20 protein-coding genes are annotated in these 26297 nt (G+C 36.4%); 6 read left to right on the forward strand and 14 right to left on the reverse strand.

Annotation, left to right across the window (positions count from 1 at the left end; all coding sequences use genetic code 11):
* Positions 1 to 2297, reverse strand: a 2297-nt coding sequence (locus AC3WOM_RS06285) for an invasin domain 3-containing protein (protein ID WP_492445670.1), incomplete at its 3' end; no start/stop codon positions are given.
* 411 nt (positions 2298 to 2708) lie between these two features.
* Positions 2709 to 3260, reverse strand: a complete 552-nt coding sequence (locus AC3WOM_RS06290) for a pyridoxamine 5'-phosphate oxidase family protein (protein ID WP_492445672.1) — start codon at positions 3258 to 3260, stop codon at positions 2709 to 2711.
* A gap of 512 nt (positions 3261 to 3772) precedes the next feature.
* Between AC3WOM_RS06290 and AC3WOM_RS06295 the strand changes: the two genes are divergently transcribed.
* Positions 3773 to 5419 (forward strand): alkaline phosphatase, encoded by a 1647-nt coding sequence (locus AC3WOM_RS06295; protein ID WP_492445674.1) that lies wholly within the window; start codon positions 3773 to 3775, stop codon positions 5417 to 5419.
* 109 nt (positions 5420 to 5528) lie between these two features.
* On the opposite strand, the gene AC3WOM_RS06300 is transcribed toward AC3WOM_RS06295, so the two are convergent.
* Complete coding sequence (locus AC3WOM_RS06300; protein WP_492445676.1) at positions 5529 to 6956, reverse strand: amino acid permease; 1428 nt, start codon at positions 6954 to 6956, stop codon at positions 5529 to 5531.
* 275 nt (positions 6957 to 7231) lie between these two features.
* The gene (gene rocF, locus AC3WOM_RS06305) at positions 7232 to 8137 is read right to left on the reverse strand and encodes an arginase (RefSeq protein WP_492445678.1); all 906 of its coding nucleotides are present in this window, start codon (positions 8135 to 8137) and stop codon (positions 7232 to 7234) included.
* 575 nt (positions 8138 to 8712) lie between these two features.
* Here rocF and AC3WOM_RS06310 point away from each other — a divergent pair.
* The 4 genes from AC3WOM_RS06310 to AC3WOM_RS06325 all read left to right on the forward strand — a co-directional run bounded on the left by AC3WOM_RS06310 (position 8713) and on the right by AC3WOM_RS06325 (position 13377).
* Complete coding sequence (locus tag AC3WOM_RS06310) at positions 8713 to 9324, forward strand: hypothetical protein (protein ID WP_427547572.1); 612 nt, start codon at positions 8713 to 8715, stop codon at positions 9322 to 9324.
* 98 nt (positions 9325 to 9422) lie between these two features.
* Positions 9423 to 11645 (forward strand): hypothetical protein, encoded by a 2223-nt coding sequence (locus tag AC3WOM_RS06315; RefSeq protein WP_492445680.1) that lies wholly within the window; start codon positions 9423 to 9425, stop codon positions 11643 to 11645.
* A gap of 423 nt (positions 11646 to 12068) precedes the next feature.
* Positions 12069 to 12515: a MarR family winged helix-turn-helix transcriptional regulator gene (locus AC3WOM_RS06320; protein WP_427547564.1), complete on the forward strand. Its 447-nt coding sequence runs from the start codon at positions 12069 to 12071 to the stop codon at positions 12513 to 12515.
* Positions 12516 to 12519: 4 nt separating this feature from the next.
* Positions 12520 to 13377, forward strand: a complete 858-nt coding sequence (locus tag AC3WOM_RS06325) for an MBL fold metallo-hydrolase (RefSeq protein ID WP_427547562.1) — start codon at positions 12520 to 12522, stop codon at positions 13375 to 13377.
* Between the two features lie 430 nt (positions 13378 to 13807).
* Here the strand turns inward: AC3WOM_RS06325 and AC3WOM_RS06330 are convergent, their stop codons facing one another.
* The 4 genes from AC3WOM_RS06330 to AC3WOM_RS06345 all read right to left on the reverse strand — a co-directional run bounded on the left by AC3WOM_RS06330 (position 13808) and on the right by AC3WOM_RS06345 (position 18447).
* The gene (locus AC3WOM_RS06330; protein ID WP_492445682.1) at positions 13808 to 14242 is read right to left on the reverse strand and encodes a lipoprotein; all 435 of its coding nucleotides are present in this window, start codon (positions 14240 to 14242) and stop codon (positions 13808 to 13810) included.
* A 646-nt stretch (positions 14243 to 14888) separates the two neighbouring features.
* Complete coding sequence (locus AC3WOM_RS06335) at positions 14889 to 15830, reverse strand: ABC transporter substrate-binding protein (RefSeq protein WP_492445684.1); 942 nt, start codon at positions 15828 to 15830, stop codon at positions 14889 to 14891.
* Between the two features lie 118 nt (positions 15831 to 15948).
* On the reverse strand, positions 15949 to 17547 hold the full coding sequence (locus AC3WOM_RS06340) for a helix-turn-helix domain-containing protein (protein WP_492445686.1): 1599 nt from the start codon (positions 17545 to 17547) through the stop codon (positions 15949 to 15951).
* Between the two features lie 177 nt (positions 17548 to 17724).
* Positions 17725 to 18447, reverse strand: a complete 723-nt coding sequence (locus AC3WOM_RS06345; protein ID WP_492445688.1) for an SDR family NAD(P)-dependent oxidoreductase — start codon at positions 18445 to 18447, stop codon at positions 17725 to 17727.
* A gap of 415 nt (positions 18448 to 18862) precedes the next feature.
* Between AC3WOM_RS06345 and AC3WOM_RS06350 the strand changes: the two genes are divergently transcribed.
* Positions 18863 to 19891 (forward strand): helix-turn-helix transcriptional regulator, encoded by a 1029-nt coding sequence (locus AC3WOM_RS06350; RefSeq protein ID WP_492445690.1) that lies wholly within the window; start codon positions 18863 to 18865, stop codon positions 19889 to 19891.
* Between the two features lie 77 nt (positions 19892 to 19968).
* Here AC3WOM_RS06350 and AC3WOM_RS06355 read toward each other — a convergent pair whose 3' ends face one another.
* The 6 genes from AC3WOM_RS06355 to AC3WOM_RS06380 all read right to left on the reverse strand — a co-directional run bounded on the left by AC3WOM_RS06355 (position 19969) and on the right by AC3WOM_RS06380 (position 26235).
* On the reverse strand, positions 19969 to 20730 hold the full coding sequence (locus tag AC3WOM_RS06355) for an ABC transporter ATP-binding protein (protein WP_427547551.1): 762 nt from the start codon (positions 20728 to 20730) through the stop codon (positions 19969 to 19971).
* 1 nt (position 20731) lies between these two features.
* Positions 20732 to 21823, reverse strand: coding sequence for a FecCD family ABC transporter permease (locus tag AC3WOM_RS06360; protein ID WP_427547549.1), 1092 nt, complete (start codon positions 21821 to 21823; stop codon positions 20732 to 20734).
* A 2-nt stretch (positions 21824 to 21825) separates the two neighbouring features.
* Positions 21826 to 22860: an ABC transporter substrate-binding protein gene (locus AC3WOM_RS06365; RefSeq protein WP_427547547.1), complete on the reverse strand. Its 1035-nt coding sequence runs from the start codon at positions 22858 to 22860 to the stop codon at positions 21826 to 21828.
* A gap of 272 nt (positions 22861 to 23132) precedes the next feature.
* Positions 23133 to 24581 carry an MFS transporter gene (locus AC3WOM_RS06370; RefSeq protein WP_492445692.1) on the reverse strand — a complete coding sequence of 483 codons (1449 nt, stop codon included), beginning with the start codon at positions 24579 to 24581 and terminating at the stop codon, positions 23133 to 23135.
* Between the two features lie 412 nt (positions 24582 to 24993).
* Positions 24994 to 25539, reverse strand: coding sequence for a type II toxin-antitoxin system HicB family antitoxin (locus AC3WOM_RS06375; protein WP_427547543.1), 546 nt, complete (start codon positions 25537 to 25539; stop codon positions 24994 to 24996).
* A gap of 312 nt (positions 25540 to 25851) precedes the next feature.
* A complete protein-coding gene (locus AC3WOM_RS06380; RefSeq protein WP_427547570.1) occupies positions 25852 to 26235 on the reverse strand; it encodes a VOC family protein in 384 nt (127 codons plus the stop codon).
* Positions 26236 to 26297: the final 62 nt, after the last annotated feature.

A 26297-nucleotide genomic window follows, 5' to 3' on the forward strand; every position in this document is an offset into this window, starting at 1 on the left:
TTATAGATTACTGAGTCGGACGCTACGACTGAACCTCCGTTTGTGTTAAATGTTACGCCATAACTATTCACTGTCCATTTAGCATAGAGCGTTGTATCAGCCGTGATTACATCTATCGCAAAGTCCCACTCGGTTGTAAGGGCACTTTCCTTAAACCAGCCTGCAAATGTATACCCTGCCTTACTTGGTACTGTTGGCTTTGTCACTTTTTCATTATAGATTACTGAGTCAGATGCTACGACTGAACCGCCGTTTGTGTTAAATGTTACGCCATAACTATTCACTGTCCATTTGGCATAGAGCCTTGTATCAGCCGTGATTACATCTGTCGCAAAGTCCCACTTTGTTGTAAATCCAGCATTCTTATACCAATCTACAAACGTATATCCTGTTTTGATTGGTTCTGTGGGTGCAATCAATTTATCTCCATGAGTAATGGAAAGGTCTGCTATGGTATTACCACCCTTTGTGTCAAATCCAACGGTATATTGTTTTGGCATAAGTGTAACGGCTGTGCTTGTAATCTGTGCTAAGCCTGGTGCATCAAAAGCCAACTGCGCTCCTGTCACTTTAGCTGCATTCATGGCACCTAAATTAGAAAAGCTGATGATTCCAGCATTTGCTGTAGCCGTTAGAGTCCCAGTCAATGTCCATGCTCCAACATCTTTCTTGGTCACTGTAACGACCTTTGTATTGTCGTTCACACTTACGTTTCCATAGCCATCATAAAGGGTCAATACAGGCTGTTGCCCAAATGCTCCTCCATTAACGGATGGAGGAATAATATCTGTTGTCAACTTCATCACTGTTGCATTTCCTGCTATTGGCGTAATTATTAGCGAATTTGTTGTAGCAGTGTCAACACCTGATACTGCTAATTCAATTGTTTGAGCCAACGCTGCATTCAGTTTTAAGCTTGATGTTGCTTCACCATTTGTGAAATTTAGCGCAACTATCTCACTCATTGAAGTCAATATTTGACCATTAAAGCTACCTATGAACCCATTCGGAGCCTGTTTATAGCCGCTAATTGTCACGTTTTTTATACCATTAAATGTAGTGTCTTTATCACCTAATGCATTCTTGACAGATAGCGTGATGCTATTATCCATACCGACTATTGGTGTTGATGTTGCTACTGTAGCAGTAACCGATTGGGCTGGTTTAGGATTTAATTGTACACTGGCTGTTGCAGTTATTGGATTACCTCCAACACTTGCACTAATTGTCGCCGTACCTACTGTTATTGGGGCAGTTAAGGTTGCTGTATAGGTACCATTATTTTTATCGGTTACATTCCCAACCGTTCCTAGTGTTGAGGAAATAGCTACTGCTGCTCCTCCAGCCTTGATCTCATTGTCCTGAGCATCCTTCAATTTTACGGTAATTGTTGCCTGACTCATTCCATCTGCTAAAAGAGAACCAATGTTAACTCCGACTGTACTCTTTTCTGTTGACGGTGAACCTGGAACGAATTGCACGCTGGCTGTTCCTGCTATCGCTTTACCGCCAACAGTTCCACTAATTGTACCAGTGCCAGTAGTTGTCGAGGCAGTTAAAGTTGCTGTATAGGTGCCATTATTATTATCTGTGACAGCACTAATTGTCCCCTGTGTGGATGAAATAGTGACCAACTCTCCACCAGTTGTCATATCAGTCCCTTGAGCATCTTTTAACTTTACTGTCACTGTTGTTTGGCTTATTCCATCCGCTATAAGACTAGGACTACTTACAGTTATTTGACTTTCTGCTGGAGATAGGGAATAATCTGGAATCATGTACGTTCTAAATGAAAAATCATAGTCACCTGAAGCAGACCCTCTTGGATAGGGATTACCTGACTTGCCATACCAGCCAAAGCCATTAATTCCACCGTTTTCAGTAGAAATTATCATTCGATAACTCATATTCTTTTTCAGATAGGGTTTATTGTTACTGAAATCAATGGATATCCACCCGCTACTAATATCAGGTCTTGTTGCTGAAGCAATAGGCACCGACATATTTCCTTCGTCGTAAACTTCTATTTTAATGGCTCCAGGTGAACCCCTATAATCAAATATATTAATGTCAACATTGCTAAGATACCCCGAATATGCGGGCATAAATGACTGACTTCTTGGAAGTTCAGCATTAACCCAAACATTACCACTTTGTAGCGGTTGTTCCTGATCTACTATAGCTGTTCCCACTGGGTCAGCAGCTTTAACACTTTCACTACCAGGTGGTATTAATAAACAAATCGCAAATAATAAAATAATTAAGCCCCATTGCTGAAATTTCTTCAAATAAATCATCACAATCCTTCATTCTTCAATATTTGATTTCTTGTTAAGGTATTAGAATAAAGCCCCCCTTCCTATCGAACTCTTCTGATAATCTCAGATTAATTTGTTTCTAGAACCATCCTCACTTTTATTAATTTTTCCTTATCGTTGAAATTTTATATTTTCAACTGAAAAAACTATACACGATAAAGTTTAAAATTAGGTTAAATTTTAAAAATTTCTATGTAATGATTTATGAAAGGAAACTTTAAGCAAGTAAGGTTTTTTCACAAAAAAACACCTCCACGTTGATTTGTAGGATCATTACCTATTTTCAACGAAAGGCATTTTTGTCTTATATTTAAGTTCATTTCATCTGAACGTTACTAAGTAGTTGGTTATTTACCAATTTTATAGTCTTCTTTATAAAATTTACAATAATTACCTCAAATCCTGTATAACAAATCTTCCTGGATAAAATTTTAGTTGTTCAGTTAACAGATTTTCCTTTGCGGTCAAATTTAGTGGTTTTATTTTAAAAATAACCGTTTTACTTCCTAAAGATGATTGATATTTATCAATATGAGTTTTCGATAAAGGCGCTTTATAATAATCTGGTACATATTTATCCAGCATACTTTGCATGGCAGCAGTTGCTTCATCTAAATCAGTGACAAATTCTACTTTCCCATTTGCAATAACACTCATGTAGGCTGTATCCGTTTTAGCAGGCGTTGGGTCTACCATAGTGCCATAGTTCTCACTAATTGTAATACATGCATTCGTATTGCTATTCATAATGTTTATTTTCCTTCCTTCATTTGCCCCATGAAAATAAAAAATCCCATCCTTACATACAAAATTTAATGGAATAACATATGGCATGTTATCATCAACTAGTCCAAGAAAGGCAGTTTGAGCACTTACTAAAAAATTATTGATTTTTCTTTCATCTATACAAGCTCTTTTTAACATTCGAATTGTTGTTTCCATTAGTAATTCATCTCCTTAAAAGTGTTCAAATCGGTTAAAAAAAGTCTACAATAGAACTATTTTTATAAAAAGGAACAGTCTTATGAAAACTAATGGGTACAACTAAACAAGTAATGGATTTATTTGGACTTCAGTATCAAAAACATAAAATGGAATGTTTCTTAAAACGATAATTGCACATTTCCATCCTAATGACAAAAGATCCCATTGTAATGATTAAGAATCAGGAAGAAATATAAATTTATTTTTAAACGCTTCTCTTCTAAAATAACTTATATTCTTTACTTATGGACTTTTTCTTTTTTTTAAATAAATAAAACAGTGTCGGATAATCTGTTTTTTCTGAACCAGTTTGACCTACTATTATTATCCTTTTAAATATCTATTTCGCCCATAAATTCATTCAAGGATATCAGTTAACAATATTACCATAAATTATTAACATCTATTTAATTATGACTTTACAACCTTCCTTTAAACTTACCATTGAACTCATCTAAAGGAGGAAAATCATGAAATATTCTAAAAAATGGACTTCTTGGCTTTTAGCAAGTGCTCTTACTTTATCAACAGTTAGTATCGCAACACCACAGGTACAGGCAGAAGAAGTAAAGAAACCAACAAATGTAATTATGCTTGTGATGGATGGTAGCAGTAATAATGCTATTACACTTTCGCGTTGGTATAAGGGAGAAAGCCTAGCAATGGATGAAATTTTAACAGGTGCCATGCGTACGTACTCTGCTGAGTCAGCTATCACAGATTCCGCTCCTGCAGCTACAGCTTTAGCAACTGGACATAAGTCAAATGATAAATTTATTGGTGTATTGCCATCTGTTGTTAATTCACCTGGATTAGAGCAAGTTGCCAAAGAGGATGCATTTAGACCAGTAGCGAATGTTTTGGAAGGCGCTAAACAGCAAGGTAAGGCCACAGGATTAATTTCTACCTCCGAAATCCAGCATGCTACACCAGCAGGCTTCTCAGCTCATGTTAATAATAGAAGCCAATATGGTGATATCGCTGAACAGCAAGTCTACCAAAATATTGATGTTGTGTTAGGTGGTGGCTTAGAATCTTTATCACCTGGAGCAACAAAAAATGCGCGTAAAGATGGCGAGGATTTATTAAATGTCCTTAAGGAAAAAAATTATGCACTTGTCAAAACGCGGGATGAACTACTGAACAGTCAAGCATCAAAAATTTGGGGTAGCTTTGCGCCAAGTGCCCTTGCCTACGATTTTGATCGTGCCAAAACAAGAGCATCTGAGCCAACGCTTGCTGAAATGACAGAAAAAGCGATTAATACGCTGAAAAAGGATGAGGATGGCTTCTTCTTATTTGTCGAAGGAAGTAAGGTGGACTGGGCAGCTCACGCAAACGATACTATTGGGATCATTAGTGATATTTTATCGTTTGATGATGCAGTGAAAGAAGCAATTGATTTTGCAAAAGAAGATGGAAATACATTAGTGGTTGCAGTTACAGACCATGGCAATAGCGGTATTACAATGGGGAATATCAATACAACAAGTACTTATTCAAGCATTCCTGTTTCTGCCTACATTGATCCTTTAAAGAAAGCTACAATGACGATTGAAGGTGCATTAGGGCAATTAAAAGAAGATCAATCAAACTTAACAGAAGTTGCTGCATTTTATGGTCTGGATAATTTAACAGAGGAAGAGCTTACTACATTAAAATCTGCTAAAGACTTAGGCAGTGAAATGGTAAAAATGCTTGCAAATCGTGCCAATATTGGCTATACAACCGGTGGTCATACTGGTGAGGATGTATTCTTATACTCCTTTGGTCCCTCTAAAATAACTGGCCTTGTCGAAAATACTGATTTAGCGCATGCAATGGCAAAGTTTATGGGCTTTGAGTTAGATAAGCTAACAGAGGAATTATATATACCTGCAACAAAAGCATTTACAGAAAAAGGCTTCACAACAAAAGTTGATGTAGCAGATAAAGAAAATCCTACGTTTATTGCCCAAAAAGCTGATGTTACCATTACCATTCCAGTAAACAAAAATAGTATAGTGTATAAAGACGCTTCAATGAATACGTCTAAAACATATAAATTTGATACAATCAATGTTTATAACGGTACAGAATTTTATGTTTCTAAAAAGGTTTTAGATACAATAAAATAAATTGAATATGACATCATAAGCTAGTTGGTCAGCTTATGATGTCTTTTTTTACTTATGGGGTGACTGCTACATTGTTGTTATCTCGTGAGATTCATTGTCTCCATTTTGCTTATAGATACATTTTTTGTTCTAATTTTAACTGTACTTCTTGTTGGTTTATTTTTAAATTTGTAACTTTCTTTACTTTTACATAATAAACAATATAACAGCCGATAAAGAATGCTCCTCCACAATATAGAGCTAATCGTTGAGATGAATCAAATGCCAAGCTCGCCATGACAATACAGTTTGCTGCTAAACCTAAAATTGGGACGAGTGGATAAAGTGGGGCTTTGAATTTTAAATCCTCCACTTTTCCACCTTGACGTATATAAGATCTTCTAAATGCAATTTGGGAAGCAGTAATGGCAATCCAACCAATCTGTGCGCCTAAGCCTGCTAGGGAAAGAAGCCATACAAATACTGTTTTTGCAGCGAATACGCTTGATAGCAATGACAAACCAGCCACAGCAAGTGTAATCAGTAATGCATTCATAGGTATCCCTCTTTTATTCACCTTCCCTAAAACAGGGCTTGCCATCTTTTCAACTGAAAGAGAGAATAGCATTCGTGTTGCTGCATAAAGTCCAGAGTTAGCGACAGATAATAGCGCTGTTAAAATAACAAAATTCATGATATCTGCTGCATATGGAATTCCTATGCTATCTAGCACAACAACAAATGGACTTTCAACAACTCCTGCTTTTTCCATAGGAATCATACCTGCCAGCACAACGACAGATAATACGAAGAAGAAAAGTGTGCGCCAGACTGTTTGTTTAATCGATTTAGGGATTGTCTTTTCAGGATTTTCACTCTCCCCTGCAGCAATACCAATTAATTCAGTACCCTGGAATGAAAAATTCACAGTAATCATGGTAATTAGTAAGGCTGATACACCATTTGGAAAAAGCCCTCCCTCATAAAAATGAGAAAGCAATGGTGCAGCTGTTCCATCTTTCATATCGATCAGGCCGAACATAGCCGCCCCACCAACCGCAAGAAACATAATGATCGCCAGTATTTTAATGCTTGAGAAGACAAATTCTGCTTCACCAAACGCTTTTGCTGATAAACCATTCAAGACAAAGAGCAGTGCGGCAAATAACAGGCACCACATCCATACTGGTGATTCTGGGAACCACCTCTGCATAAGTTGTCCAGCCCCTAAAAATTCGAGTGCAACAGTTACTGCCCAGCCTAACCAGTACAACCAACCTACAGCAAAACCAGTTGCAGGACCTATAAATTTCGTCGTGTATGTTTGGAAAGAACCTGATACTGGCATAGCAACAGACAATTCGCCTAAACATAGCATTGTTAAATACATGACAATTCCGCCTACTAAATAAGAAAGTATGGCACCAGTTGGTCCAGCTTGATTAATTGTGTAGCCTGACCCAAGAAAGAAACCAGTTCCAATACATCCTCCTAGTGAGATCATAAATAAATGTCTTGCTTTCATACTTCTCTTTAATTCATATTGTTCTGCTGCCATAAAAAACTCCTTACGCAAATTATCTTGTAAGCACTTTCTTTTTTAAGTGTAATATGATAACTATTAGAAATTTTAGTAATTGAATATCCATTTAATATATTATATAAACTGTCAATATTCTGACAAAATAAATGCTAGTGATTAGCTAGAGCGATTGCCTTTTCTATTGTAAACTTAATCTAGGGAGAGCTATTTTCTTACATTTGGTTGTGGCGACCTCATATTTTAAGAAAAGTTCTTCCTTTACGAGATAATTTATTGTCCTTATCCATGACTTAAAGTAATGTATCGCCGAATAAAGAGCTGATTAAAGCTACAGCAGCGATAGCCGTTTTATTATATTTATCTAATACTGGATTTGTTTCTACAAACTCTGCTGAGGTAATGATATTTGCCTCCGATAGCATTTCCATAGCTAAATGGCTTTCACGATAACTAATACCACCTGCAACTGGTGTCCCAACACCTGGTGCATCGTTTGGATCAAGTCCATCTAAATCTAGAGATAAATGGACGCCGTCTGTACGTTCCTTTAAATATTCAATCGTTTCTGACATAACGGTTGTCATACCTAATCGATCGATCTCATGCATGGTATATACTTTTATACCTTGTTCTTTAATAAGCTGCTTTTCTCCTGGATCTAAGTCCCGTGCACCAATAATCACAACATTTTCAGGCTTTACTTTTGGAGCATAACCTCCAATATTAGTGAGTGCAGGATGACCAAGACCTAAGCTTACAGCCAAAGACATTCCATGTATATTGCCCGAAGGAGAGGTTTCACCTGTGTTTAGATCGCCATGGGCATCGTACCAAATGACACCTAAATTTTCATAATGCTTTGCAACACCCGCTAATGTTCCAATAGCAATACTATGATCCCCTCCTAAAACTAACGGAAAGCGGTTTGAGGAAATAACATGATCTACTTTTTGACCAAGCTTGTCATTAGCATCTGCTACAGTTTTTAAATTTTTTAAGTTTGTCGTTATTTCTGTTTCTTCATTTTCATTTACTATTTTGATATTCAAATCCCCTTCGTCATAAACCGAATAGCCAAGGCCCTCAAGTCTGTCTGTTAACCCAGCATATCTAATAGCACTTGGTCCCATGTCAACCCCTCTTCTAGTTTGACCAAAATCCATAGGCACCCCAATAATTGTAACTTCTTTGCTCATGATGTTTTCTCCTCTCGATTAATTACTTTCACAGTATAAAGAAAATGAAAAATTGACTCAACCCAACATTATTTTAAATTTTTATACAGTTTGGATTATTAAAAACATAGATTCTTTCTTGTATAAAAAAATGCATAAACACTATTCTAGTGCATAACAATACGTTATTTTCCAATTCAACTTAATTTTTTTGTCATAAATTTCAAAACTAAAAAATAAATACTATTCTATTTTTATAATTTTTTTAATAGAAAATTAACTGCAACGATAAAAGATATCCAAATATCGTACCCACATCCAAATGCAAGAAAAATAAAACAACCAGTTGCTGCTACAAAATCGACAACTGGTTGATTGAATAACTATATACTCCATAATCGCTATTCCTTTGGATTTCTAATCCTGATAATTTCTTCTGTGTTAAAAGGTCAAAGTACCAATTTAAGTAGTTTTTACCACTATCCCACTTGCTCAATATGCCTTCCCTAAAATCATATAAATTTCCCCTCTCCAATATAATACTAATCTATAACAAATGATTTTTTATAAAAGAAGGGTGATATAAAGTGACGATTATCACAAAGCCATCCATCGGTTTAACACAATTTACCGATTTCACGATGAAGGGAAGTGCTGCTAAGACGAAGTTTGTGAAAGACATTAAGTATCAGGGAGACTATCATCCGATTAAAGATTATTGGAAAGCATTACGCGAAGGCTTAAAAAAATACCATGAAAATTGTTTTAATGATGACTATTTACTTGCCATCGTAGACAATGCCATTGCTGCACGTCAGAAGAATTACCAGGAAGCTGTAAAAGCCTATTTAAAATTCTTAAAAAATAAAAATGTGCAGTGGTTTGAACCTGGTAAGTCCAATTGGTATTGTGATGAATTAACCGTACGTTCAACCCCAGAGCTCGGGTTAATCATCGATGATATCCCATACCTTATTAAGTTGTATTTCAAAGGAAAAAATGACCGCATCGATAAACATAAATGTCGTTCTGCCCTAACCCTGCTAAAAGATTCTCACTATTCGATTGAACATCCTGAATCAGTTAAACATGCTATCTTAAATGTTCAAAAAGGCCGCTTAATTACAGAGGATGAATCGACAGAATATCATCGAATCGCCCTTGAATCCGATGCAGCGCAATTTATGTTTATTTGGAATAGACTATAACCCATTTTCACTCGCTTGATATATTGAACTATGGTAATTATGCTATATACTAGAAAAGAAATATATTAGAAATGATAGGACTATTTGGAGGAATTCCCTTGGAAATTGGTATCATTAATTGGTATGGTGGCAAAACGCGAGAAGGTCACATCAATAAATTCGGATTTTTATCGGATTTGTCTGGTAAAGAATATTATATAAGCGAAAAATCATTACAAAGCTCTTTAAAGCAGCCTGAATTAAGTAAAGGTTTATTGGTATTATTCAGTAAAAACCCTAAAGATGACAGCAAAGTGCACAAAGTGATTCATTTAGATGAAGCCTCGAAAGAACAATTATTGGAAGCATTCAGTAAGGCTCTTTCTTTTCTACCTGCCAAACATATTGCAGCACGACTTATAACATTTGAGATGCGAGCAGAAGTTGTCCAATTAGTTACAGCATATATGCTAGAACATGGAGTGGAGGCTTTAGCTTTCCCATTAACTAGTTTCACAAGTGAAGAAATACTTGCTTATTTTCTGCAAACAGAGCGATTATCAATTAGAGATATCGAGTATATCGCATCAGATTTCGATATCATTTCTCAAGAGCTGAATGAAAAATTAATCTATTCTTTAAGCCTCATCAATGAAGGAATGATTGACGATTATTCCATACAATCACTACAGCATTACCCCGTATTACAAAAGATTGTAAGCATAGGACCATCCGATTGGAAGGAGCTTTTTGAATACGAACAATGGCAGCAGCACATCATTACCAAAGTAATCAAAACTATTCAAAGGCACAATCTGTATTGTGGCAATTGGAATGACTTAACACCTACACAATGGATGTCAAACGAACAAACGAAAGAGCTGCTAAAGCAAAACCCATATCAATTTAAGCGAATGACCATATTAAAAATAAATGAGGAGTCGAAAAAACACGGCTTAACAAACACGCATATTGAACAGCTCATCGAATGCTTTTCAACGATTAATAGTGAAACAGATAAGTTTGCACCGGAGTTTTTTTCAATCTCCCTCAGCGAAATATTAGAGGAAAAGGCACTGGAGCATTTAACTAGAGAATTGGATGAACAAATATTAATAAACGATGAGATTTATTCTTACATTTCAAAACCTATATTGCTTCAGAGAATTGAAAAAATACAATGCAGCGACAATAAATTATCACTTTATCAAAAAGTGTTTAACGATTTGTCTGAAAAGGATAAAAAGAGGTTTATTCACCACATCTCAGAAGTTTATTATAAAATAGATACGTTTTTTCCTTATTTAACAGGAGAGAAACAAGTGCAACTACTGTTTCATCAGTTTACGGTAAGCCCTATCATAATTTGGGATTTATTCAATAACGATGCCAAAACACTAATCGTCTTTCGTATCACTCAAAGCATCATAGAAAATCCAACAACAAAGGCTTACTTTAAGGAAAGTTTCGAAGTCATTGGGAAAAACGAATCGAATCAACAGCTAAAAGGAATTCTACTTATTCTTCACGCATTATTAAGCGATGTGCACCATGAACAGAAGAAAAACATGTATTTCAAACGAATGCGTAAATATATTGAAGAGGATATTATTCACCAGTTAAACACTCATAATACCATTCAAATCATTCCTATCTTACCAAAATGTAATCTACAAATAACTAGGGCTAGCGCTGTACAATACTGTGAAGGTCGTTTCTATTCTCCAATTGAAAACGGGGCTTATTGTCCCCGTATACGTAGAGCCTGCTATTTCCAAAAAAAATCAAACAATAGACACCACGGTGCTCATCTGTTTGGGAATATTGATAGAAACTATGACAACTGGACACTGCATGAGTTATTATTAGCAGCCAATATTTCTTCTAATATGCCTGAGTTAAATCAAGGTGATACGTACGTTAATAAGCTTGCTGGCTGGATCAACAGAATTAAAGAAATTCTTGAACGTTTAAAATGCAGTTATTGTAAGGAAGCATTTAAAGTAAATTGGAGCTATTCACGCTTAACAGCAAGCTACAATGTGACCGTCTATAATTGTCTTCATGCAAATGGTAAGAATGGGCATGATTTCGGTATTTATATTAATCATTGCCGTTGCTGTGGCCTAACAATTGATAGCCGGGAAAGTCGTTTCAAAGTACAGCCAAACGGAATATATTACGTCTGTATTCATTGTGGAGGAGCAGAGGAACGCCCAGACTATCAACCAGGCGATATGTGTCCAGCATGTGGAAAACAAGAAAAACTCGAGAAAATATCTCAAAATAGTAACTGGTACGAATGTAATTATTGTAACCATACCATTAAAACGAGCAACTAAAACATACTGACATTAGTAGTACAAACCAAGGTCATCGTTTGTGCTACTATTTTTTTATGGTTCTAAGTCAAAGTAATAATTCGGAAAATATATCCATACAGGAAGTCAGCGCAATTAAATTAACGACATTTTATATGAGAATATTTATGAATTTCTGAAATGGACATTAGAATGAGAAGCAATTGAAATTGCTTGATGATTATGAGTTTTGTCACCTTTTTCACAGTGTGCATTACTACTATGGCATTTAGTTGACCCCCAGGCGAACTTGATTTTACCGAAGAACTTGTTCAAAAGGTGGATCGTTTATTACATGACTATATTGAAGGAATAAAAAATGTATTTCTCAAATACCCAAATGATTGACAATCACTAAATAGTTAAGTAAACTTAACTTAACAAAAAGATAAGGATGATCCAACTATGCATGATTATTTAATACTTATAGACAAAATCAATCAAAAATTTGAGCAGTTTAAATTGTTAGTTTTAAAAGAAACCAAGGAGGTTGAGGAATTAGAGAACTTTCACTTAACTCCACAACAAGAAATTATCATGTTTTTTATCATTCGTAATGAGCCGGTAATTGCGAATGATATTGCCAATCATTTTGATATTTCTAAGAGTGCGGTTAGCCAAGTTATTTCAAAGCTGGAAGAAATGAAAATGATAGTTCGTCAGGAGAATTCAATAAACCGTAGAGAGACTTTAATCTCACTTGGAAATCGAGGTCAAGAGTTTCAACAGCTTTTAAAAAAAATTGACGATATACTTGTAGAAAAATATTATTCGAAAGTAAGTTTAACAGAGTTAAAAAATGTTCTTGATACATTAGAAAAAATTGTCGGAACAAATAACAAAGGGAGTTAAGCTCATGGAGAAAAATTTAAAGCAACTCACTAATCGCATACACTATTTACCACATGATCCTGAAACAGATCGACCAATATTGTCTGCCATATGTGGGATACACCAAACTTTAATAATAGATGCAGGAAATTCTGACAAACATGCTAAGTTATTTCTTAATGAATTAGATCAATATCAAACAACTAATTACCATTCTGTCGTATTAACACATTGGCATTGGGATCATAGCTTTGGAACAAATAAAATGAATTTATTAACAATAGCACATGAAAAGACAAAAAAGTATCTTGAAAAAATAATGGAATATGATTGGTCTGACGAAGCTTTAGATAATCGTGTAGAAAAAGGCTTAGAGACTCAATTTTGCTCAGAAATGATAAAAAAAGAATTTGGAGTAGATAGAAATATTACCATCACTTTACCTAATATTACTTTTAAAGAAAAAATGGAAATTGATTTAGGTGGAATTCGATGTGTAGTCAAACATGTAGGTGGAGATCATTCAGATGATTCCTCAATTATTTTTGTAGAGGAGGAAAAAGTACTTTTCTTAGGTGACTGTTTGTATCCAAGTATTTACACACAACAACCACTATATAAGATTAATCATGTTAGACATCTCATAGAAAATATTGAAAAGTTTGACGCCGATATCTATGTGCTTTCGCATGAAACTCCACTAACAAAAGAGCATTTTATGGGTTATATAAATATATTAAAGCTAATGTGTGATTTAACAGAAAAGCATCAAAGTAACCACTTGAATTTGGTTAATGAGCTATCAATTCAACTTAATCGTAAAATAAGTCAGTTAGAGGAAGAAATTATTTATTGTTTTATGAACGGATTATCAGTTTCCTAAGCTAGTGAACCAAGAAAGTAAAACTAGAAATGAATGAGTAGTAAAATTTAAGTGGGGGCAGGCTTTGAATTCGGGCAAAATGAACAGAATTGTCTCTTGTTTTTAAAAGCTCAAACCGAGTAGGAGACTAGCCATTAATTGACTAGTCGATCTCTCACACCACCTTACGTTAAAAAGAGCAAATGTCGAAAAGTTAATTAAATTAGGTAAACCGTGTGGAAGGTCTGGCTTTCGGGGTCGCTATAGATTCTCTAATAGAAAAATTAATGACATCAGAAAAAATGCCCTCCTTAAGGTGAAACAACAAAAGCAAACGCACGAATGGCATCGTGACGCATATCGAGGCGCAAATGTATCTTAGTGTACAGTTTAGTTTACACAGTTCTATTTTTCTTACGCTCGTTTAACTGAGAATTTGAAGGCTCCTTGATTATTTTACATTAACATCAAAAACAAAAGATTCTTTTCCTTTATTCCATATAGCATTAAGCTCATAAATATAATACCCCTCTTTAGATGGCATGGTTATTTTTTCACCTTTAATCTCAACATTTTCAATTGTGCCATCTTCATACATTTTAGTTGCCGTAATGGAGATTGGATTCTTATCAATTTTAAATTTTATTATATCTCCTTTTTCGACTTCTAATGTTTCAAAGTTATCTGCTAATTCGCTAATATCAGGAGAACCTTTTAGTTTTACTTCAACATCGTCCTCTTTCCATTCATATTTACTTGGTAACATATTATAATGCTCCCCATCAAAAATGGCTTGGCCTTCTGGTTGTTTATGAATACCAGTTGGGAATACATTGCATCCGGTCAAAATAATAACTATTAGTATTGGTAAAACTATTTTATTCACTTGATCACTCTCCTTTTACCTAAAATCCCCCACAGTGAATATATCATAACATTATTTTCGATAAAACTTTATAACCATTCCCAATAATATACATATTGAAAAACTTACAATGAGCAAATTTCAAAACAATTTCTTCCATTCTATTAAAGTGATAGGAGCTTTCCGCTCTGGCACTCGCTTTCCGCAGGCACAGCGTAAGCCGCAACCCTCGCTCCGCGCGGTTTGTTGCGTCTTACGTCTTGTGCTGTTCCTGCTGGAGTCTCGCGCCGCCGCTACAAGCTCCTTCTAGCATAGTGGAAATATAAGTAATTATTTTTGCTCATTTAGAGTTGAAAAAGATATAAAAATAGGTTTTCGAAATAAAAAAATAAACGTAAGACAGTTTTCTTTGAGTGATGATAATAATGAAAACTTCATGTTTATAGAGGCATTTAGTTCTTCATCATGGGGAAGAAACTTCGAAAAAAGATGGTAATTGTTATGGCATTTGATAAACTTAATGTACAAAGCGAAAACTCCTCTCGTGGTTTGTCTGGACAATAATTACGATACGGAGTTTTCGTTTTTCTTCTATAGTAAAATATGTTACGGTGAAGAGCCCTAAAAATTCACCCAACTACTCTGTTTTATAAAAAGAACTCATGATTTACTGTTTATCACTCAGCATTTTTACAACTTCCTTGATTTGAAGCTCTAATGATATTGGATCATTGCCCCAGAATAAATCAGGGTCAAGTTTATATACACGATTATTTTTCACAGCCTCAAGAGAGTTCCAAAGCCTTTCTTTCTCTCCCCATACTTCAGATATCAAATCGCCCTGATCGATAAAAATATAGTCGCCAGCATATTCAGGAATGACCTCATACGAAATTTGTCTATACGCTTCTTTCCCGATCATTTCTTGCTCCTGTTTCGCTGGTGCCTTCAATTGAAGATGTTTATAAATCGCTTCTCCACCCCTGTAGCCCCCGTCACCATAAATATAGAAACCTTTATCAACTACAAATACGCCCATAAGTGCAAAGGTATCTTCTGGTTTAATAATATTCGCAAGCTCTTTTCTCGCTGTCTCAGACGTCTTATCTAACTTATCAATCCATTGCTTAGCTTCAGCTTCCTTGTCCAGTACCTCGCCTAAGTAACGCATCGTTTCATAAATATCACTTGTGGAGCCGTAAGGGATAGAGAGGGTTGGTGCTATCTTCTCGTACTGCTGAATAATAGTTTCATCGTTCACCCAAGTTACGATTAAATCTGGTTTCAACTCCACTATTGTCTCAAGCGACCTCTCTCCCGTCGTGGCAATTCCGTCAATCTGGTCTTTAATGACTTTGTTCTCCAAATCCCATTGTGTAGAACCAATCGGCTTCACACCAAGCACAAGCAGCTCAGGTAAATATCCATCTGTTACAATTCGTTCAGGCTTGATTGGAATTTCAACATCCCCACGTTTTGTTTTGATTATTTTGGTCGTTGCTTCCGGCTCAACGGATGACTTAGTAGTATCATTGGAATTACCGCAAGCTGTGAGCATGATTATCAGGGTAAGAAATAATACGGTTTTTATAATCTTATGTAAGTACAAGATAGAACCTCCTATTTTGATAATGATTATCATTCGCGATGATATTTACATTATAAGGACAGTCTTGTACAAGGACAACGTATATAAATTGGATATTCCACAGGGAAAATTGTTGGATTTAGTTTTGAGTAGTTAACAATTTTACCATTAAAGCAAGCTGAAGCTCTAATGACAGCCCATCATCAAACCAAAATTCATTCAGCTTAAGTAAATGCAGTTGGCAACCTTGTTCATACACAAGGCGCTGCCAAACAGAGCGCTCCATCAGCTTGGTCCTGAAAGCCTCGGTATCGTCGCTTGGAACAATCAGGAACATGTGAGTTGCCGTATAGAGAGGCAATTCCTGCTCTTTCACCTTACGATGGAGACCCGTTTGGAGCACCTCCTGTTGAATTCCCTCAGGTGCACTCAAACCTAGTAGCTGATACAAGGTATAAACAGAGCGTACCGAAAGATAAGGAATCAGCCATAAATTATCATAGCTTAATTCAAATATGCCTGCTGTAGTTCCCGGTGCTAGAAATGGTGTAATGACTTGTCTTGCTTCTAGGGCTGACTGCTGCAAGTTGGCAATCCAACTCTCAGCTTCTTGGGTTCGTCCAAGTAGTTTTCCAAGCAACCGTACCTCCTCTAGCTTATCCATCTTTCCCCACGGAATGGTCAGAACTGGTGCAATTCGCTCTAGCTCTTTAAGCTCGTCTGGATAGTTGTACAAATAAGTAGGAGCAACAATTAAATCTGGTGCTAGCTGTCGAAACACTTCTACTTGGTTAGCTGACTCAACTTCTACAATATTAGGTAATCGTTTGCGTAATAATTGGGATGATTGAAGCAGCTCACGCGTAGTGGCAAGTGGTTGAATGCCTAATGCCAGTAATGCACCAACAAATTGTACTCCGACTATACGGTTTGTATGCTTTCTGCCACGAAAGCTGCTAGGCGAAAGATGAACGTACTTGCTAAAAGTCTTTCCCAAATACGAGCCGTCTGCAAAGCCTGTTCGATACGCAATGTCCTGCAATTTGTCGTTCGTCCCGAGGAGCATGAGCTTCGCTTGATCAATTCGGATTTGATTCACATATTCAGCAAAGCTCCAACCTGTTTCCTTCTTAAACAACGAGGAAAAATAGCTTTCGTTAAAACCCGTCATTTGAGCCATAAAAGAACGTGTTAACGGTGCTTCAAAATGTTGTTGGATATATGTAACTGCCTGTTGTATAGCTTTATCGTTCGTTAGAAAGCAGTTATCTACTTGCTTTCTTTCAAAAATGATATCGATCAACTCATGCAGGAGCAAGTGAAGCTTGGGTCCAACCTCCATTTTCTGAGTCTGACGAAACTGCTCTACCAAATTATATAGCAAGCCTTCTGCATAGCGAGGAAATTCCATTATCTGCCCATGCTCAGGAAGATGTGCCGTCTCAGCCACATAGAGTAGAGTATCTTTTTCCCGTTTAGCCAACCGATAGCTATTAAATGAAATACTGTATACTAAGGCAAATACTTCATTGTCGCTCGGTAGCATAGTAAAATTCTGCTCTGGGTAAAGAAGGACTATAAATTGCCCTTTCCCTATTAGCCAGGTGCGATTGGTAGTTTGAATAGTTATTGCTTGCGTAGGAACGATGATTGCAGGAAATGGACCAGTCAGCGTGACAGGGCTAATTGTTCCTTCGTCTGCTAGTAATCTTGTATCCAATAGCTCGTATGTCAACATATCAATTTATCCCCTTTGTTTATATTAAAAAAATCACATCGGTTCACTTGAGGAATTATGTATTGTATTTAAACTATCACTATATTCTTAACAAGAACCAAATGATTTCCTAACTGGTTCATATTATAGCAGACGGAAAGAGAACCCAATCACCACTTCCTGACCCAAATAAAACAATCAAGCATTTAAATCTGATATAGCAGGGATATTAATTTCCTTTACACATGAAACAGGTGATAAACTTATCACACATTGGACAATGGATACAATATCCTGGACAGGAATACGAGTACCTTCATATAAAAGAATGGCCTTTTCTGCCCCTTCCTCGTATGGTATTTCCGCAGCAAGTTCTCCAGGATTAATGCATGTTACGGAGATTTTATCTTTTCTCACATGTTCGCGTAACGCATTTGTTATTCCTCGTAAGCCAAATTTAGATGTGACAAACGAAACTTGTGCATTATTCGTATGATCTAAACCTGCCGTTGAACCAATTAAAATTATTTTCCCATTTTTCGCCTGTCTTAAGTTAGGCAAAAGTGCCTGAATATAGGTAATAGTGGAAGTTAGATTAATATTGATTAGGTTTGAAATATCTGCTATTTCATCCTGATCAAATGTATAGTCTTCCTCGAAACCACGCTTTTCCCACACCCCAACATTATAAATTAGTACATCGATTGTAATATCCTCTAACGTTTCTTTTAAAGTGGGAATTTGTTGTTGACTGGCTAAATCAATGGAAAGCCACTTACGATTTACACCATCCTTTAAATCTAAACTATTTGGTCGGGTACGTGACACCATCCATACCGTATCACCCTTTATAGGTAAACCCTTTACAAATGCATCACCTAGTCCTTGACTTGCTCCAAAAATAATAAAGTTCTTACTCATACTATCAACCTTTCTAAATAACTGTGATTATAAATTAGATAAATAAAAGTTCACTTATACAGAAAATATCTGATACCAGTTACTCTCTCAATTGTTATTATATTTATAAATTAGCTTTTTAACCTCAATCAATTGTCTGAAGTTAACTTTCACCATATTGAACTAGAATGAAGTTTCAAGTATACTTTTAAATGATAATAATAATCATATTCATCTAAATTGTACTGCTAATAAACTGAAGGAAGAAAATATACTGATAAGCCAGTAGCATGATTCCAACACTTCTGTTAAATCCCTCTCTTCTCTGACTAGATAGTGTATTTGACAATTATCATTTGTGGTAATCCTAGATTTCTTTTGCAAGTTACTATCTAGAATAAATATAAAAATATAGAAAAAGGAGTTGATAGATAAAGTGACTTTAAACGTTTCTCAGATTCATGATTTATTTGATCAATTTACGGAAATGGTCGAAGGACACGTTCAGCAAAGAAACTGGGAACAGCAACTCACCATTCCTTCTCATATAGGCAGGGGAAATCTGATTAGAACTAAGATTCGCCCCGGTATGGAGATTATGTTGACAGATGTCACATTCAAGCAGGATATGAAACTTCACATTCAGGAATCTTGCCAATTATTTGAATTGAGTTACTGTGTTAACGGAGAAATTCATTGTGATTGGAGTGGAAAAAACAGCCTAACAATTGCCCAAACAGGGAATGTTCTTTTTTTGGAAGACGTTCGAGTCTATGAGGAAAAAAAAGCAGGCATTCGAAATCAGCTCCTTGAAATTAGGTTTACTCCTGCTGAACTGCTACGCTACGCCGAGGATGTGACGGAGAAACGCAAAATGGAAAAATGGCTGAATCATCATCGTGGAAACATTGATCAATATCCGAATACTCCTGCCATCCAAAGATGTGTATCTGAAATGATTCATTGTAAACATTTTGGAACCATGAAACGCTTGTATTTAGAAAGTAAGGCTCTAGAATTTTTAGCACTATTCGGAGAGTCAGATGGATATGGTCATGTTGGAGGAAATATGATGCTTCGTCGCAGTGATATTTTCAAACTAGAACTTGCCCATGAATTAGTGCAGGAGCATTTTGAACAACCGCTATCTATTCGTGCATTATCCAAGCGTATTGAAATGAATGAATTTAAGCTAAAAAAGGGATTTCGTGAATTGTTTGGCATGACGATCTTTGAGCTTGTGCGGCAAAAAAGAATGGAGAAAGCACTTTGGTACTTAGAAGTAGAACGTTTAAATGTAGGCGAAGCCGCAGCGTCTGTTGGCTATAGCAATGCCAGCAATTTCACAACTGCTTTTCGCAAGCATTATGGTTGTAATCCAAGTGATCTTATTAAACGGATTAGTCAATTGGATGTAGAGGATAACAAGCTAAAAAACCGCTTCACACCAAAAAGTGAACGGTAAAACGGCTTGACAATTACAGTCAAGCCAATGTTTTATACTGTGTAGATTATCAAATGCAAGGAACACTTTTTTATACTTTATGGTATATAAGTAATTGCCATATCCCCCGTAATTGGATTTGAGTAAACCTCACAATTTATTTCATAGACCTGTTCAATAAGCTCCTTGGTCAATATTGCCTCAGGCTTTCCTGATGCCATAATTTGACCTTGTTTAATTACATAAAGAATATCACAATACGTGGCAGCCATAGTAAGATCATGCAAAGCCGCAAGAACACCTATGTTTAGCGATTTGACAACCTTTAAAATCTGAAGTTGATATTTAATATCTAGATGATTTGTTGGCTCATCAAGAATTAATAATTGAGGCTGCTGTGCTATCGCTCTTGCAAGTACCACACGTTGTTTTTCCCCACCCGATAATGTCAAATAGCTTCTGTCCGCATACTCAGACAAGTTAACTTTTTTCAACGCATCCGCGACAATCTCATAATCCTTCCTGTTATCGGATTCCATCAGATGTTTATGTGGCGTTCGCCCCATCATCACCATCTCATGAACGGTAAAATCAAAACTTAGTTCATTAAATTGACCAACCACCCCCATCTCCTTTGAAATCATACGAGTGGATGAGTTTAGAACATCTTTTTGTCCTAGAAGCACAAGACCCTTTTGTGGTTTAATAACTTTATAAATACTTTTCAATAACGTTGATTTTCCACATCCGTTTGGCCCAATAAGTCCAACAAATTGTCCATTCTCCACATGAAGACTGATATCTTTTACAATATCTACACCTGATAGTGTTACTGATATATGTTCTGCTGATAGATTCAATTTAGTTTCCCCCGAATCCATAACTTTTTTTAATTAACATGTACATAAAGACTGGTGCACCCAAAAGAGACGTGACAATTCCAAGTGGCAATTCTCCATTAAGAATAATTGTACGTGCAAATACATCCGCCCATATCATGAATACGGAACCAAACAAAAGAGCAACTGGAACAAGTCGCTTATGATTGGACCCGACAACACTACGCACTATATGAGGAACAATAAGCCCTACAAACCCGATAATTCCACAAGTTGAGACAAGAATGCCAGTAACAATCGATGAGATTATCATATACAATCGTCTATAATAATTTAGATTAATTCCTAACGTAACCGCTGTCTCCTCCCCCATCAACATAGTATTAAGAACTCGAAATTGGAACAGAAAAAATAACCCGGCCGCAAGAACCACTACTGTTACAAATGGGAGCGTTCCCCATTCTGCAGATGCCAAGCTCCCCATTGTCCAGAAAGAAATGGAGCGAATGCCCTCTGCGTTTTTAGCAAAATAGATAATAAAGTTTGAAAATGCACTACATAACGCATTAATGACAGTTCCAGCTAAAATTAGTTTCACTGAGGATGTTTTACCACCGATGCTAGCCAAACCCAAAACAAGAACAGCTGCGCATAAGGCTCCGATAAATGCCCATGTGGCAACGCTAAGCTCTCCTAAGATACCCCCTACGCCAAACCCAAGCATAATGGAGAACGTTGCACCCAATGAAGCTCCAGAAGATATTCCAAGTATAAAGGGGTCAGCCAATGGATTTTGAACAGACGCCTGCATGATAGTTCCACATAGCGCTAAACCTGCGCCTGTTACTATCGCCAATAACACTCGGGGAAAGCGAATTTGCCATATCACATCTAGAAACATGCCATCTGCATCTTCGGTGACGTGGTTAGTATGTAATCCTGTGATATGCTCCACCAATATCCAAAAAGATTGAGCATAGGGAATGGATATTTGTCCGATAGAAACCGAAACAACGACGGATATACCAAGAACAATGAGTAGTATAATTATAATTGTTGAGGACAGGTATCGTTTATCTACCCAACTTTTCATATTTCTTTGTGTGGTTATCATACCTATTCTCCTTTAAACAGTTCAGGATGAATATATTGGGCAACATCCTTATACAAATCTGTAAGCCCAAGACTTCCACGAACAGCAGTCGTATATTCGACAACCTTTACATTTCCATTTTTAATTGCTGTCGCATTTTTCAGCTTTGGATTGTTCATATATTGATTAATCAACGCTTCACTATCCGATTTTTGGAATCCAGTAATGATAATTTTATCGGGATTTATAGATAGAATCGATTCCTCAGACATCTCTACATATGTTTCCTTAGACACTTGGACATACTCTCCCCCTGCACCTTCAATCATTTCATCAATAAGACAAAGTGTTGGACCATAATAATAAGTCGTTTCTCCACTAGTTCCAAGCAACAGAACCTTAGGCTTGTCCTTTGCAAGCACTGCTTTTTCCTGAATTTCCTTGATTTGATCTTTTTGCTGCTCTATAAAAGCACCCGTCTTATCTTGGATATTCAGTACATTTCCTAGATTCGTAATATCTTCAAAAAAGCTGTCGATGGTGCGACCAGTCGTATAGTTGATTCCAGCAAGTACTGGAATGCCTCTCTTATTCCAAAATGAAATATCACCAATCCGTTCTTTTTGGAAGGCAGAAGACATCGAGATAATCAAATCTGGTTGCAACTCTAAAATAGCCTCTTTTGAAGGCCACATATCCGTAATAATAGGAAGTGTTTTAATTTGTTCTTCATATTCTGAAAAGGATTTGTCCAAATAAGCTAGCCCAACGATACGTTTTTCTTCTCCAAAAGCAAGCATCCACTCTGCAAAACCTTGCCCGATGACAACAATGCGTTTCGGTTCTTTTTCAATCGTTTGTTGTACTTCCTTGCCTGCATCGTCATAAACCGTTAAAGTCAACGGGTAATGGCTTTTTCCAATCGAGTTACTTTGAGTTGCTTCGGTAATACTTTGACTCGGCTCTTTGTGTTCAACTGTCCTTTGCGAGCAAGCAGATAATATTAACAAGAAAAGCATGACAATCATAAAGGTTGAGACGTATTTTTTTATAAACATATATTCTTCCTCCTAATTTTATACAATTTGATTTCTATTTGTTTTGTCGGTTAAATCAATTTCGCCTTGGCGTAATTGCGTACGGATTTTGAATTGTGCTCAGGCCTGCACGATGCAGGTCAGTTAGCCGTTTTCGCAGGATGTGAAGATGTTAGGCTAACATCCTTTTTTCATTCCTTTGAAAATCCGTGACATCCGCCGGAGGCTTATCTTCATTCAGTAGGTATTTGGACACTCACTGAAAAGGAACCAAAGCCGCATTCATCTCACCACTAGAGGGGTGGGAGTCTTCTGCTGAATGAAGATAAGAAAACAAGACAAACATAAGCAGACAGAGAGAGTCCTCCACAGAGCATTAACGAGGCGGAAAATGCGCTTATATAGTTGGATATGGTCGCATTTGTCAAAGAATGTCCTAATGCAACAGTGAATACAATACTACTCAATGCTACTCCTAATGAATTGGCCAAATACATTACTGTATTAAACAAGCCTGAACCTGTCCCTGCTTCCTCTGCTGGAATGGTACTTAACACAACTTGAGTAAGTGGCGTTGTAACTAGTCCGAGTCCTAGCCCATACACTAGCAGAGTCAATATATATGGCAGATGCAACAGATGTCTAGCATCAATATGCAATAATAAAATAAGTAAAAAACAGCAACTTGCTGTAATTAACGCACCGATTTTCAACACAGGCATCCCCCATTTGTCCACCACTCGAGATGAAATTAGAGAAGTTAGGAAAAACCCGACACCTAGAGGCAGAAAAACAAAACTGGTCGCTTGGGCATCAAAATGTAAGCCAAACTGCAAATAATATGTCAAGATGAAAAAGAGAGAGAACATGCTAAGATAAATAAAAAAAACTGAAAGCAATCCCACTCCAAATAAACGTTGTTTAAAAATCTTCAAGTTGACAAGTGGTTCATCGTCTTGTTTTTGCTTATGAATTTCCACTACAATAAATGCAAGCAGGAGCACTAACGATAAAATCAAACATCCCCATATCCAATTTGACCACCCTTGTTTCTGTACCTCTGATAACGGATAAACTAGCAGAAACAATCCGCTAATAAGGAAGACTGTACCAGTCCAATCAATTCTCTGTGTGCGGTTGCCATGCGATTCCTGGAGCAGAGGTAAACATAGCAAAACAAGAATACCAAAGGGAATATTGAAAAAAAATACAGTTCTCCATCCTAAGGAAAATACATTCCAATTAACCAAAATGCCTCCCAATGTAAGCCCAAATGCAAATCCGAACCCTAGTAAGGCACCGTAAATACTGAAGACAAGACCTTTTTCACGCGATAGAAAATTTATCTGCATCATGGAAAGTACTTGGGGTTGTATTAATGCTGCTGAAATTCCTTGCACAATCCGAATGACAATTAGGATTGTCGAACTGGATGTAAAACCTCCCAACATAGACATGAGCGTGAATCCGCTCACCCCAATAAGCAGAAGCCGCTTCCTGCCATAAATGTCACCAAGTTTTCCACTTATAACTAATGTGATGGCTAAACTGAGCGAAAAACAGGTCATAATCAGTTGAGCATCTGTAAAACTGGCATTTAAACTACTTTGTATTAATGGCAATGCGACTTGAATCATATAGGTATTCAAAGAATTTAGCAGTATCGGAAGTAGAATGACCGCCAGCGCATACCAGCGTCGTGGCTCAATCTGCTGCTCCACCTTTTTGTCTGTTGCCGCCATTGTAACTCCTCCTTTTAGTTAGAAAACTATATATGATATAAAGAGCATCTATCCTTCTGTAAAATCACTCCTCTGTCTATTTCCTCTTCCGACATATAGCTTAATAGGAATTTTAATTGATAATTATTATCAACAAAATTAATTATCAATGATGTCTTTTTTTTTCTCTACCTGTAGCGGGAGGTTCTCCTTTGATAGAAGGAGCAAACTTTCAAGAAAACAACGAAACCTGGTAGGAGATGATAATGAATTGGTAAATAATTTTTACAGTCACACAACAATCGATAAATCAGTCATAATAATCAGAATATATAAACAATAAAAAAAACGATTGCATGTTTGACAATCGCTTCCTACTCATACTAAATAAATATTTCTTATCTTTATATTGTTTTGAAGTAATTTAACATTTCTAAATTTCTTTTACTTTGATTACAAAACTATCGAATGCTTCTTCCGCCTCAACTCGTCGTTGTACTTTACAAATTTCAGGGTATGTAGGACAAAGTCGTAACAACTTCTCTTTTTTGATTTCAATAGGTAAATCACCATCTACCCTTACATCCCAAAATCCTTGTTTATTCTTATAAGCGACAGCTCGAAATTCACTTTGTTCATCTCTGTTAAAATAGATATGCCAATGACGTCCAGGTAAATGATCCTCAATTTCCTTTGCATAATCGCTATAAGATGTTTTTATAAAAATCAGTTCCATCTCATCTGTTACAAGATTAGCAGGAATGGGTGCCTGACTTGGTAATTCTTCATTATCATATAGAGCACCTGCTAATAAATATGCTAAAGCCTTCTTCGCATTTTGAATTGCTTCTTTTTTGGTTGAGCCTGAGCTTAAGCAAATCTCCCACCCATAATCCGGAAGTAATGTTGGGAAATGAACTCCGAAACTCTCTTCTTCCTGTCTTATAAACGCTGGATAAACCACATTTTCAAATGCCATATCAACTTTACCTCACTTTATATTAAGATAAGAATATATTTTAACATAAATATCCAATAAAATAATCCGTTTAGAAAATGATAGATTAAAGCATCCTTCTCCTTTAATGCTTGTATACAAAAGTATAATTAAACATAAAAATATTCAGTAACTGCATCCTTGGAATAAAGTCAATAACCCCTGATAAATGAATAAATAGAAAAAGCGTGTTTTGAAAATTGATCAAACACGCTTTTATTTCTATTCCATTAACATACTAATTGTAAAATGACAACTAATCTCTTCTTATAAAATGGGTCATAATTCATAAAGTTACTGCTGTATGATCTGAATAAGATTGCCACATGTATCGTCAAAGACAGCTATTATGATTTCACCCATTTTTGTCGGTTTCATAGTAAACTTTACGCCGTTTCCTACTAATCGTTCGTACTCTTTGTCAATATCTGCTACACCAAACATTGTTACTGGGATACCATCAGCAAATAGCTTCTCTTGATACTCTTTGGCAGCAGGGTGCTCATTAGGTTCGAGTAGAAGCTCAATACTACCTTCCTCATCAGGAGAAACAAGCGTTATCCATCTATATGCTCCGCTGGGAACGTCATGCTTCTTTACAAAGCCTAGCGTTTTTGTATAAAATTCTAATGCTTTGTCCTGATCTTGGACGAATATACTAGTAATAATAATTTTCAACATGTTTTATCCTCCTTATCTATGTGGTTCACTTCTAACAATCTGGCTACAAAATGCAAAAC

This window comes from Lysinibacillus sp. FW301-JW8 (genome assembly GCF_058788755.1).

Excerpts from the sequence above, each read along its gene's own strand:
- AC3WOM_RS06340 (WP_492445686.1), bottom strand. The coding sequence starts at position 17,547 with ATGTTGACATACGAGCTATTGGATACAAGATTACTAGCAGACGAAGGA.
- AC3WOM_RS06360 (WP_427547549.1), bottom strand. The coding sequence starts at position 21,823 with ATGATAACCACACAAAGAAATATGAAAAGTTGGGTAGATAAACGATAC.
- AC3WOM_RS06300 (WP_492445676.1), bottom strand. The coding sequence starts at position 6,956 with ATGGCAGCAGAACAATATGAATTAAAGAGAAGTATGAAAGCAAGACAT.
- AC3WOM_RS06290 (WP_492445672.1), bottom strand. The coding sequence starts at position 3,260 with ATGGAAACAACAATTCGAATGTTAAAAAGAGCTTGTATAGATGAAAGA.
- AC3WOM_RS06375 (WP_427547543.1), bottom strand. The coding sequence starts at position 25,539 with ATGGCATTTGAAAATGTGGTTTATCCAGCGTTTATAAGACAGGAAGAA.
- AC3WOM_RS06365 (WP_427547547.1), bottom strand. The coding sequence starts at position 22,860 with ATGTTTATAAAAAAATACGTCTCAACCTTTATGATTGTCATGCTTTTC.
- rocF (WP_492445678.1), bottom strand. The coding sequence starts at position 8,137 with ATGAGCAAAGAAGTTACAATTATTGGGGTGCCTATGGATTTTGGTCAA.
- AC3WOM_RS06370 (WP_492445692.1), bottom strand. The coding sequence starts at position 24,581 with ATGGCGGCAACAGACAAAAAGGTGGAGCAGCAGATTGAGCCACGACGC.
- AC3WOM_RS06320 (WP_427547564.1), top strand. The coding sequence starts at position 12,069 with ATGCATGATTATTTAATACTTATAGACAAAATCAATCAAAAATTTGAG.
- AC3WOM_RS06325 (WP_427547562.1), top strand. The coding sequence starts at position 12,520 with ATGGAGAAAAATTTAAAGCAACTCACTAATCGCATACACTATTTACCA.
- AC3WOM_RS06345 (WP_492445688.1), bottom strand. The coding sequence starts at position 18,447 with ATGAGTAAGAACTTTATTATTTTTGGAGCAAGTCAAGGACTAGGTGAT.
- AC3WOM_RS06295 (WP_492445674.1), top strand. The coding sequence starts at position 3,773 with ATGAAATATTCTAAAAAATGGACTTCTTGGCTTTTAGCAAGTGCTCTT.